Annotated in this window: 7 protein-coding genes and 1 pseudogene; 4 read left to right on the forward strand and 4 right to left on the reverse strand. The window is 72.8% G+C overall.

What is annotated here, in order from left to right; genetic code table 11:
* Window position 1 precedes the first annotated feature (1 nt).
* The 4 genes from BN1555_RS30985 to BN1555_RS31000 are packed head-to-tail and all read right to left on the reverse strand — an operon-like array spanning window position 2 to window position 6,942.
* Entirely contained in the window at window positions 2–3,187 is a 3,186-nt protein-coding gene (locus BN1555_RS30985; RefSeq protein ID WP_093802459.1) for a non-ribosomal peptide synthetase, read from the reverse strand.
* Window positions 3,188–3,218: 31 nt separating this feature from the next.
* Window positions 3,219–4,421 (reverse strand): ATP-grasp domain-containing protein, encoded by a 1,203-nt coding sequence (locus BN1555_RS30990; RefSeq protein WP_093802460.1) that lies wholly within the window; start codon window positions 4,419–4,421, stop codon window positions 3,219–3,221.
* On the reverse strand, window positions 4,418–5,878 hold the full coding sequence (locus BN1555_RS30995) for a lyase family protein (protein ID WP_093802461.1): 1,461 nt from the start codon (window positions 5,876–5,878) through the stop codon (window positions 4,418–4,420). The genes BN1555_RS30990 and BN1555_RS30995 overlap by 4 nt, the downstream gene beginning before the upstream one ends.
* Window positions 5,875–6,942 (reverse strand): cysteine synthase family protein, encoded by a 1,068-nt coding sequence (locus BN1555_RS31000; protein WP_093802463.1) that lies wholly within the window; start codon window positions 6,940–6,942, stop codon window positions 5,875–5,877. The genes BN1555_RS30995 and BN1555_RS31000 overlap by 4 nt, the downstream gene beginning before the upstream one ends.
* A gap of 112 nt (window positions 6,943–7,054) precedes the next feature.
* Between BN1555_RS31000 and BN1555_RS39220 the strand changes: the two genes are divergently transcribed.
* The 4 genes and pseudogenes from BN1555_RS39220 to BN1555_RS31020 form a co-directional block, all read left to right on the forward strand.
* On the forward strand, window positions 7,055–7,318 hold the full coding sequence (locus BN1555_RS39220; protein WP_176710186.1) for an acyl carrier protein: 264 nt from the start codon (window positions 7,055–7,057) through the stop codon (window positions 7,316–7,318).
* The gene (locus tag BN1555_RS31010) at window positions 7,315–8,268 is read left to right on the forward strand and encodes a chlorinating enzyme (protein ID WP_093802465.1); all 954 of its coding nucleotides are present in this window, start codon (window positions 7,315–7,317) and stop codon (window positions 8,266–8,268) included. The genes BN1555_RS39220 and BN1555_RS31010 overlap by 4 nt, the downstream gene beginning before the upstream one ends.
* A 69-nt stretch (window positions 8,269–8,337) precedes the next feature.
* Window positions 8,338–9,195, forward strand: coding sequence for an alpha/beta fold hydrolase (locus tag BN1555_RS31015; RefSeq protein ID WP_093802466.1), 858 nt, complete (start codon window positions 8,338–8,340; stop codon window positions 9,193–9,195).
* 37 nt (window positions 9,196–9,232) lie between these two features.
* Window positions 9,233–11,767: pseudogene (locus BN1555_RS31020) on the forward strand (SDR family NAD(P)-dependent oxidoreductase); the annotation flags it as partial.
* Between the last annotated feature and the right edge of the window lie 2 nt (window positions 11,768–11,769).

Here is an 11,769-nt window from a genome sequence, read left to right on the forward strand (position 1 = left end):
ATCAGGCCCGCGGGCAACGGGCGGCGACCAGGGCCGCCACGTCCGGGGCCCGGGTCCTGACGAAGTAGTGGCCGCCCTCGTCGAAGCTGTACAGCGCGACCGAACCGGCGGCCTGCTCCCAGAGCTTGTAGCGCTGCTGCGGCTCCCGGGTGGTCGGGTCGTCGGCCGTGACGACCACCTCCACCGGGGTGGTGAGCCGGGGCGGCCGCGGGGTGTCCTGCAGGGAGAGCAGGTAGTCGTTGGTCGAGCAGACGTCGTGCCGGTAGGCGTGACCGACCTGCTCGGAACGTTCCGCCTTGAACATGTCCAGCTCGACGTAGACGCTGTCGCCGCGCAGCCGGGCGGTGATCTCCCGGTTGGTGAGAGCGGTGACCTCCGTGCTCTCGCGGCGGAGTTCGGCCGGGTCCTCCAGCAGCAGCGCACCGATGAACACCCGGTCCGCGGGCCGGCCGGCGATCTCCAGCAGCCGGGCCGCCTCGATCGCGTACGTACCGCCGGCGCAGTGGCCCCACAGCATGACCGGCCCGTCGGGCAGTTCACGGACCACCCGCCGGGCGATCGCCACCACGTCCTCGAGAGGCTCGTCGGGCCGGCTGATGTCGTGGCCGGGCAGTTCGACCGCCGACACCGCGATTCCCTGTGGCGCCAGCTCCCTGGCGAGCAGCTGGAAGTTGACCGCGTTACCGCCCGCGTAGGGGAAGCACACCAGCGTCGCCCGGATGCCGCCGTCCGGTGCGGACAGCTGCTGCAGCAGGCTCTCGGAGCCGGCCGGACCCGCCCCGGCCGCGACGCCGCCGGGCCCGGCGGCCGCGGCGTCGATCACCGCGGCCAGGTCGCGCAGTACCGGGTTGGCGACCAGTTCCCGCAACGACACCAGGCGGTCGAGCTTGACCATGAGCCGGACGGCGGCCAGCGACGTGCCGCCGAGGGCGAAGAAGTCGTCGTCGCGCCCGATCCGGCCGACCAGCACCCCCAGCACCTCCGCCCACGCGGTGGCGAGCCTGCCCTCGGTCTCGGTGGCGGGCGGCAGATAGGCGGAGACGCCCTGCCCCAGCTCGCCCGCGAGCCCCGCCAGCAGTTTCTTGTTCGTCTTGCCGTTCTCGGTGAGGGGCAGGGCGTCCAGGCGGTGGAAGTACGACGGCACCATGTACTCGGGCAGTGTGCCGGCGAGGAAGTCACGGAGGTCGGCCGTCTGCACGTCCTCCGCGCCGGTGTGGAAGGCCACCAGGTGCTTGGTCTCGTCCTGCGCTCCCGAGATCACGACGGCGGCCTCCGAGACCCCCGGCATCTGGAGCAGCCGGTTCTCTATCTCGCCGATCTCGATCCGGTACCCGCGCACCTTCACCTGCTCGTCCCGCCGCCCGAGGAACTCGATGGTCCCCTCGGGCAGCCACCTGCCGTAGTCACCGGTCCGGTACAGCCGGGTGTCCGGCAGGTACGGGTCCTCGGTGAACGCCTGGGCCGTGCGCTCCGGGTCGTTGATGTAGCCGCGGCCGACGCACACCCCGGAGAACGTGATCTCCCCGGGAGCACCGAGCGGAACGGTACGCAGCCGCTCGTCGAGGATGTAGGTGTTCACGTTGCGCAGCGAGCGGCCGACGTTGACCACGGCGAGATCCCGCTCCGGCACCCGGTCGAGCACCGCGTGCATGGTGTCGTCCGACACCTCGGTCGCGCCGTAGGCGTTGACCAGCCGGATGTCCGGGTAGAGCGCGAACCACCGTTTGACCAGGTTCACCTTGAGCGCCTCGCCGGTGACCGAGACGGAACGCAGATCGCCGAGGGCGCGCCGGCCGCCCTCCAGGTTGGCCAGCATCACGTCGAGGTAGGCGGGAACGATCTGGATCACCTGGATCCCGCCGGCGGACACCAGGTCGATGAACCGGTCGACGTCCAGCTGTGTCCCGGTGTCGACGATCAGTGTCGAGCCGCCGGCCAGCAGCGGCGCCAGCATCTGCCAGAGCGAGATGTCGAAGCACTGGGAGGCGGTCTGGGTGACCACCTCGCCGGGTTGCAGCTCCATGTCGTCGACCTTGGCGTACAGGTGGTTGAGCATGCCCTCGTGCTCGCACATCGCCCCCTTGGGGGCACCGGTCGAGCCGGAGGTGAAGTAGATGTAGGCGAGCTGGCCGGGCGCGACCGGGCGGCGGGGCGCGTCGCGGCGCGGTGTGCGACAGACGTCGGACACCAGCAGCGTGTGACAGGCGCGTCCGATGTGCTCGACCGCCGTACGCAGGACTTCCTCGCTGCCCGGCTCGCTGACCGCGAAGCGGCAGTCGCTGCGCTCCAGCTGGCCGCCCACCCGGCCGGCCGGGAAATCGGGCCTGACCGGCAGGTAGACACCGCCTGCCTTCAGTACGCCGAGGGTGGCGGCGATCCAGTCGAGGTTGCGTTCCATCACGACCGCCACCACGTCCTCGTCGCGCAGACCGCGTTCGAGCAGGGCGTGGGCGATCCGGTTGGCCCGGTCGTCGAGCTCCCGGTAGCTCCAGCGCGCCTCGCCGTGCACGGCGGCCGTCTCCTCGGCCCGGAGCCGTACCTGCTCCTCGAAGAGCTCCACGAACAGCGGGCCGGGCAGCGGGCGGCGAGGACCGGACAGCCCGGTGCGCTGGAACGCCAGCTCCGGCTCGGAGAGCAGGCTCTGTTCGTGGTGTGCCGCGTCCGGGTCGGCGGCGAGCAGGGACAGGGCCTTCAGGTGGTAGCCCGTCAGCCGCTCGGCGTGGTCCGCCGCCATCACATCCCGGCGGTGGGTGAGCGTCATCACCAGGTCGGCGTCGTAGTGGACCGCGTAGGCGGCCTCCGGCTCGGGTGCTGAACCGGTGCGCAGGTCGAGGAGCGTCTCCGGTTGCTCGGCGGCCACCGGGCCGGCCAGCGCACGGGACGCCTCGGCCACCAGCTCCCGCCAGGTGCCGTCGGTCAGCACGGCGGCATGGGCGGACCGGCCGGAGTTCGTCAGCAGGCCGGTGACCAGGCTCTTCTCGGAGGTGAGGGCGCCGAGCACTTTCAGGTGCGCGGCGAACAGCACCGTGTTCAGGTCGACGCCCAGCTGGTCCGCCCGTGCGCACAGCGCGGAGGCCAGTTCGGTGCCCAGGGCGTCCCGCCGCCGGGCGCGTCCGGGCTCGGGGGCGGCGCCGGCGGTCGTCCACCGCGGCACCACGGTCCCGGCAAGCGGCTGCGTGTCGGTCATGTGGTCTCCTGAGTGCTCGTCAAGCGGGTCGTCAGCGGGTCGCTACGTGCAGATGCGCCGCGGCCCGCTCGGCGCGGTCCGCGGCGGTGACGGCGTCGGGCCCGGTCGCGATGGCGTAGCCGAACCGGTCCCGGAACGAATGAGTGATCCGCAGTACCGTGCCGGGCGTGACCGTGATCCGGGCGTCCTCCACCCCGGGCAGTGCCCGGGCGTCCGTCGGGCCGCCGACCGCCGTGACGGTGCCCGGCCGCCCGGCCAGCGCGAACCGGATCGAGGCATGGGCGAGCGGCCGCGGATCGAGCCGGGCGGTGCCGCCGGCCGCCCTGGCGACCGCCGCGGCCACCAGGTCCACGCCCGCGGCCCTGTCGACCAGGGCCGGGATCATGCCGCCGGCCAGCCGGGGGTTCACCTCGATCACGACGGCGGTGCCCCGGTCGTAGCGCAGTTCGGTGTGGGCGGGGCCCCAGCCGAGCCCCAGCGCCCCGACCGCGCGCAGCGCGGTCTCCGCCAGCTCCGGCGGAGCCGACGGCGCGGGGAAGTCGTGGCCCCGCTCCACGAAGTACGGGTGCGGTCCGAGGTGCTTGGCGACCACTCCCACCACGGAGTCGTCGAAGGTCTCCACCGAGAACTCCGCACCGCCGGCGTACTGCTCGACCAGCACCAGCGCGGGCACCGGCCGGCCACGCTCGTCGACCGGGGCGTCGAGCAGCCCCGCCGCGGCCTCGGCCAGCTCCAGCGGCCCGGAGCACAGCCGCACCCCGGTGGAGCCGGAACCGGTGGTCGGTTTCACCACGACGGGGAAACCGATCTCCGCCGCGGCGGCCTGCGCCCCGGCGAGCGATGTGACGGCACGGAACGCCGGCACCGGCACCCCGGCGGCGGCCAGTACGGCGCGTTGCCGGTCCTTGTGGCGACAGCGCGTCAGGGCCTCCGGGTCCGGCGCGGGCAGCCCGAGGGCCCGCGCGGTGTGCGCCGCGGCAGCGACGAAGTACTCGGAGCTGGAGGTGATCCCGGCCAGGCCGTCCCCGTCCGCCAGGCACCGGCAGGCGTCGAGCACCGCGTCGTGGTCGCCGGTGTCGAGCACCAGGTGGTCGACCTCGTCCTCGGCGAGGTACGGGTAGCGCCCGGGCTGCGCCGCCAGGACCACCGGACGCAGACCGCGGTCCCGGGCCGCCCGGCAGAACTGCCGCCCGGAACCGGTCGTGTTGCTCTCGACCAGCGCGAACCACGTCATGGCAGGTCCCCTTCCGGCTCCTTCGCCGCACTCCCGGTGAGCGCGGCCACGGCGGCGGCGAGTTCACCGGCCGCCGCGCCGCGCCGCTCGCGCAGCGACCGCAGCCACTGCGCGTGGTCCGACAGGTCGGCGAGTGCGCTGTCGAAGACCGGGCCGAACTGCCCGGGGCCGCCTCCGAACCGCTGCTCGGCCACCAGCGCGGGCAGCGAGATCTCCGCGTCGTGCAGCTCCTCCGGCAGGTCCTCGGCGCTCAGCTGCCCGGCCCCGCGCTCCACGGCGTGCCGCACCGCCCCGCCCACCAGGGTGTGGGCGGCACGGAACGGCACCCCCTGCCGCACCAGACGGTTGGCCAGGGCGGTGGCCCCGACGAAACCCTCCTCGGCGCGGGCGAGCATCCGCTCCGTCACCGGACGGCCGCCGCCCACCAGCGCACGGGCCAGCACGGTGCCCTCGGCCACCGCGCGCAGGCCCGGCCAGACGGCCGCCACCGCTTCGGTACCGACCTCGATGGAGTTGGTGAACGGCGTCGAGCGCATGGTGGCCGCGGCCGCCGTCCAGGCCCCGATCGCGGTGCCGGCCTTGGCCTTGACGTGTTCGAGCAGGAACGCGTTGCGTTTCTGGGGCATCGCGGAACTGCCCCCGACGAGCCGGTCGGGGAAGGCGACGAAACCGAACTCGGCGCTGCTCCACAGCTGGAGGTCGGTGCCGAGCCTGCTGAGGGTCAGCGCCGCCCCGGCCGCCGCGGCCAGCGCGTGCAGCGCCGTGTCACGGCTGGCCACGGCGTCCACCGCGTGCCGTGCGGGGCCCGCGAAACCCAGCAGCCGGGCGGTGCGGGCGGGGTCCACCGGCAGGTCCGTGCCGGCGACGGCGCTCGCGCCCATCGGACATCGGTCCAGGTCGTCCACGCAGCGCCGCAGCGCCGTGATGTCCCGGCCGAGGGCATGGGCGACGCCCACCAGGCAGTAGCCGTACGTCACCGGAAGCGCGGCCTGGTAATGGGTGTGGATCGGCATGACCGCGTCCCGGTGCGCCCGGGCCCGGGCCAGCAGTACGGCCTGGGTCCGGGCCAGTTCCGAGACCAGGGAGGCCAGTTCGGACCGCAGGCGCAGTGCCGTGGCGGTGGCCTTGAGGTCGTTGCGGGAGCGGCCGGTGTGCAGACGGCCGCCCGTGGACTCACCGAGCTCCCGCGACAGCAGCTGCTCGTAGGCCATGTAGAGACCGCGGGGCGTGGGCACGCCGTGCAGCGCGCGGAAGTCGTCCGCGCGCAGCCGTTCGATCAGCGAGGCCAGTCCGGCGGCGTCGTGGGCGCCGATCAGTTCCCGGTCGGTGAGCATGACGAGATGGGCCAGGTCGATCCGTGTGGTCAGCCGCAGTTCGGCGCTGATCTCGGCCGGTGACGGAGAGCCGTAGACGATGGACTGGATCTGTTTGCCGACGGTGGCGGTGAGACGGCTCATCGGGTTCCCTCCGCGAGAGGACCGGCACCGCCGGAGTGTCCGGCGGTCCGCCGGACCTCGGCGAGGGCGCGGCGGTCCCAGGCGTACCTGCTCCACCGGTCGGACGGCACCGTCGGGTCCGCCACGTCGGCGGGCGCCGCGGGCAGGGCGCCCGTGAGATCGTGGGCGGCCAGCCACGCGTCGTCGTAGACGGTCTCCTGGTAGCGGTATCCCTCGTCGGGCAGCATCACCAGCACCTTCGCGTCCGGGGTGCGTTCCGCCCACCAGCGGGCGGCCAGGTAGGCGGCGCCACTGGTGGGGCCCTGGAACAGCGCGCTCGTGGAGTGCAGCAGGCGGGTGGCGCCGAACGCCTCCGCCGCCGTGCACCAGTGCACCTCGTCGAACGTACGGTGGTCGAGGTTGCCCGGCATCAGGCTGTTGCCCAGACCGCGCAGTGTCCGATGGCCGTCCGGCTGCCCGAACAGCACGCTGTGGTGGCTGTCGACGCCGACGGCGTGCACCCGCCGGCCGCCGGAGCGCAGCGCTCGCGCGATGCCGCACATCGAACCGCCCGAACCCACCGGACCGACCAGGCAGTCCACGGGGCCCAGCGTCCGCTCGATGTGCTCGGCGACGATCGAGTAGGAGGCGGGATTGTCGGGATTCTCGTACTGCTCCGGGCAGAAGCTGTCCGGCTGCTCGGCCCGGATCTCGGCCAGCCGCTTGAGCCGGGCCTCCTGGAACCCGCCGACCTCGGCGGGCTCGGCACAGATCTCCACGCGGGCACCGAGGTCGGTCAGCCGGCGCAGCAGCGGCGGGTCGATCACCGGGTCGCTCACCAGCACCAGCGGACGTTTCATCAGGGCTGCCTGCATCGCCAGCGCCAGGCCGAAGGTGCCGGAAGTGGTCTCCACGACCGTCGTCGCGGGGCCGAGCGCGCCGTCGCGCTCGGCCTTGAGCAGGATGTGCCGGGCCGGCACCAGTTTCATCAGGGTGAAGGCCGCGCCGTACAGGTTGCGACCGAGCCGGATGATCCGGGGCAGCAGCAGCGCCTCGGTCGTTTCGCGGTATGCATTTACAGCCATTGTGCTCCCCTGGGAGGGCTGCCATTCACCGCTCCACCGTCGCCGATGGCGGCCCGTTGGTCTGCTCAACAGTGAACAGACGCCGGTGCCGCACCTGCCTACGTTTGCCGCCATGGAAGCAACGGAGGAGCAGAAGATTCTGGGAATCGTCCGCGAGGTACTCGGCAAACCCGGACTGGGCCCCGACGACGACCTCTTCGATCACGGAGGCACGTCACTGGCCTTCGTGCGGGTGCTCGCGGAAATTGGACAGGAACTGCACGTCAAAGTGCGTGTGGGGGACCTGGGAGGCGTGGCCACGCCGCGGAACATCACGGAGTGCGTCGTCAGGGAACAGGCCGTTGCGGCCGCCAACAGCGAAGGGGATCCGGCATGACGCAGAACGCCAAGGCGGGGGAGTTCTCACTGACGCCGCAAGAGCTCTCGCAGTTCCATAAGAATGGTTTCTTCGGGCCGTTCAAGGTCTACGAGATCGAGGAAATGCGCAAGATTTGGCGCACCGAGCGGCTCGCTTTGATGGACCGCAGCAACGCGATCTACCAGGAGGAGGCCGCGCAGTCGGGAAACACCAACATTTCCAACTACGACCGGCACCTGGACAATGATTTCCTCGCCGATCACGTCTGCAATCCCCGCATCACCGAAAAGGTCGCCGGAGTTCTCGGCCCCGACGTGCTGTGCTGGCGCACCGAGTTCTTCCCCAAGTACCCCGGTGACGAGGGCACGGACTGGCACCAGGCCGACACCTTCGCCAACGCCTCGGGCACCCCGCAGATCGTGTGGGCCGGCGACGAACTCGTCCACTTCGGCGGAACGCTGACCGTGTGGACGGCGTTCACCGAGGCGAACGAGGACACCGGATGCCTGCAGTTCATACCGGGCAGCCACCAGAAGATGATGTACGACGAGACGAAGAAGATGCACTACGACCCCGACCGCATCAACGCGGAGGTGAAGGAGGGCGTCCCGCGCGGCTTCTTCGGCTACGACTACCGCGAACTGCAGATCGACAAGGACTTCGTCCCCGACGAGTCGAAGGCCGTCTCGATGGTCATGCGTCCCGGTGAGGCCATCATGTTCTGGTCGACCCTGATGCACGCCTCGCTGCCGCACAACGGCAGCACGGACGAGATGCGGCTCGGCTTCGCCAACCGCTATGTGCCGACCTCGGTACGGGTCTATCCGGACTCCGACGAGGTCATCGAGTACGGCGGCCGGGTCAGCCTGGAACGCTTCGGTTCCGTCCTGGTGTCCGGCACCAACGAGTACGACCACAACGTGATCGCCACCCACACCACCACGGGACACCCCTTCACCACGCGCTGACCCGCCCCGCCCGGGAGATGCCGCGCCCGGACCCGGTCCGCGCGGCATCGCGACTTCGAGGACGACTGCATGTTCGCAGCCCTGGAACACTTCGCCGGCGCAGGGACGACGCTGCGCGGACACTCTGCGGGAGAGCGCGGCCGCCCCGCCGTGGTGATCGCCTCCGCCTGCGGGATGCCGGCCGCGCTCTGCGAGCCCTGGATGCGGCACCTGGCCGATTCGGGCCACCACGTCGTGACCTGGGAGACCCGCGGTCTCTTCGGCGACGTCGGACCGGGCAGTGCCGCCGCTTTCGACGCGCTCGCCCACGACGTCGGCGCCCAGGCCGGCGACCTGCTCGCCCTGATGGACCATCACGGCATCGCCTCCGCCCACGTGATGGGTCTGTGCGGTGGTGCCGTGATCGCCCTGCGGGCCGCGGCGCGCCGGCCCGACCGGGTCTCCTCGCTCAGCCTCTGGCACGGCGACTTCTCCGGCACGCCCGGTCCCATGACCGGACATCAGCAGAACCTGCGGGCCCTGCTCGCGTTGGCCGCGCAGAGCCGGCAGGACGCCTCGGCGATCAATGCCGCCCTGGCCGACAGCACCCGCGCCGGAGTCCCCGCCGAAGTCGCCGACCTCGTCATGTACCCCTACTCCGGCGACGAACTGTTCTACCGCTACAGCGCGCTGACCCTCGCCACCATGACCGAGGACATCACCCCGGCACTGGACGGCCTGGACATCCCCACGCTGATCGTCACCAGCGAGGACGACCACACCGCCCACCCGGACGGTTCCCACCGCGTCGCGGCCCGGCTGCCCGGTGCCGAACTGCGGGTCGAACCGCACGGCGACCACCTCTCCGTGTTCGCCGCGGGCCGGCGCCTCCAGCAGGTCCTCGCCGACTTCGTCGGCGGCACCTCTGTGCTCACACCCCGGGCCTGAACCCGACCGCATCATCCGTACGAGGGGGGACGACGACATGGCCGCGCACCGGGAACCCGCCGCGCACGAGCAGGACATCGACTGCCGCATCCGGCTGGCGCACGCCGACTTCATCATGGCCAACCACGTGGTCCACGGCGTCCGCGTGATGCCCGGGGTCACCTTCCTGGACATCGTCCTGCGGGTCCTCGTCGCACAGGGGATGGACCACCGGCGACTGGCACTGCGGGACGTCCTGTTCTCGGAGCCGGTCGTCATCCGCGAGGGCCATGAGCGCGAACTGCGCGTCACGGTCGCCGCCGGAGCGGCGGGGACACGGTCCGGGACCGGCGGCACCGGCACCGGCAGTGTGCGCCGTGTGCGGGTGGAGAGCCGGTGGCTGCGCGACGGCACTCCGTGTGCCCCCTGGCGGGAGAACGCGCGCGCCGAACTCGTCGACTGCGACGAGCCGTTGCCCCCGCCGCTCGACATCGCCGCACTGCGGGACACGGCCGACCGCCGGGACATGGAAACGCTGTACGCCCGTACCCGCCGGGAGGGCATCCGCCACGGCGGGCCGATGACCTGCGAGGGCGAGCTCCACCGGAGCGGCGGCGCGTTGCTGGCGTCCCTGAGGCTGCACCCCTCCGGTACCGCCCACGAGGACGGCTTCCACTTCCATCCGGGAAAGGCGGACGCTTCCACCCTGGTCGCGTTCGGCCAGAACGAGGATGTCGGCGAGGAGCCGTTCATCCCCTTCCACATCGGGTGGTTCCGCGCCCCCGAGCCGGTGGGCGAGACCTTCCACGTGCATGTGGCCCACCCCGAGGTCGCGTCCGGCTCCGGCGACCTGGTGCGCAACGACTACACGGTCCACGACGAAGGGGGCCGGCTGCTGGCCGAGTTCCGTGACATGTCGTGCAAGCGCATCCGGCACCCCGAGCTGATCACCCGGCTGCTGGAGGAGGTCGACACGCCCCGCACCGGCCGCGTCCGGGACGCGGAGGCCGGAGGAAGCGGCGGCGCGCCGGCCCCCGGCACGGACGGTGCGGCGCTGTCGGTGGCGACGGCCCGCCTGGTGGAACTGGTCGGGGCGGAGCTGGGGCGCCCGGCCGCCGGGGTCGCGCCGGACACCGGCTTCTACGACCTGGGGCTGGACTCCGTGGCACTGCTGCGCATCGGGGAGCGGCTGGAGGAACTGGTCGGCGCCACCCTCTACCCGACGCTGCTCTTCGAGTACGGCTCCGTCGGCGCCCTGGCGCACCACCTCGCGCAGACCTACCCCGGGGCCCTGACGGCCGCGGGCGCCGTGACCGCCGGCACCGGGTCGGGCGGAAGCGGGCCGGACGGAACCGGTCGGGTGAGCCCCCGGGAGGCGACCGCGGGCGACACCTCGAAGACCACCGTCTGCCGGACCGCCGTATGGACCGACGCCCCGCCCCCCGCCACGGCCGCTCTTCCGCCGGGCTCACTGGTGGTGGTGCTCGGCGCGGGCCCGGACGACGAAGCCGCCGCCGCGCCGTACGCGGGGGACGGCACCGCCCGCCCGGTGGTCGCCGTGGAACCCGGTACGGCGTACGTCCGGCTCGGCTCCGGCGCGTACCGGCTCGACCTCACGGACCGGGAGCAGCTCGGCCGCCTCCTGGCGGACCTCGCCACCGAAGGCGTGCGGCCCGCCGGTTACGTACTGCGCCCGGGGGACAGGCCCGCCGCCGAGCTGTGGGCCCTCTGTGCCGCGCTGGTCGACGCACGGCCCGTCGCCCCGACGCCGGTGCTGGTCCGCACGGTGTCCCCGGCCCCGCCCGAGCACGCCGCGCTCGCCGCGCTCGCCTCCACGGTCACCGCCGAGGTCCCGGTGCTGCGCTGCCGGCTCGTCGAGACCGAGCGGGACGCCCCGGCCGTCCCGGCGGTCGTCGAGAGCGAACTGGCGGACCTGGCGGCCCCGGCCCCGGACGGGCCCACCGACGCCTGGGTGCGGTACGCCGCGGGCCGCCGGCGGGTGCGCCGCTGGGCGGTGACGGAACCGGGCCCCGCCGGTCCCGGCAGCCCGTTCACCGACGGCGGGGTGTACCTGATCACCGGCGGCGCCGGCGGCCTCGCGGCTCTGCTGGCCGAGTACCTGGTCACCGGCCACCGGGCGCGCCTGATGCTGGCGGGCCGGCGTCCGGAGGACGAGGCCGGCTGCACGGAGCGCATGGCCGCCTGGCGCGCGCTGGGCGGTGACGTCCGGTACGTGGCGGCCGACGTCTCGACCCGGGCCGGCGCCGAGGCGGCAGCGTCCGCCGCACGCCGCGCCTTCGGCCGGATCGACGGGGTCCTGCACTGCGCCGGGACCGTCCGCGACGGGCTGTTCTTCCGCAAGCGGCCGGACGAGCTGGCCGCCGTCTGTGCCGCGAAGGTCGGCGGGACGATCCACCTCGACGCGGCCACGGCCGACGACGGCCTCGGCCTCTTCGTGCTCTTCTCCTCGCTCTCCGGTGTGCTGGCCAACCCCGGACAGGCGGACTACGCCTACGCCAACGCCTTCCAGTTCCACTTCGCCGAGCACCGCGCGGCGGCCCGCACCGGCCGCTCCCTCGCGGTGGCCTGGCCGCT

Origin of the sequence: Streptomyces sp. Wb2n-11, from assembly GCF_001049855.1 — a bacterium.
GTDB classification, from domain to species: domain Bacteria; phylum Actinomycetota; class Actinomycetes; order Streptomycetales; family Streptomycetaceae; genus Streptomyces; species Streptomyces altiplanensis.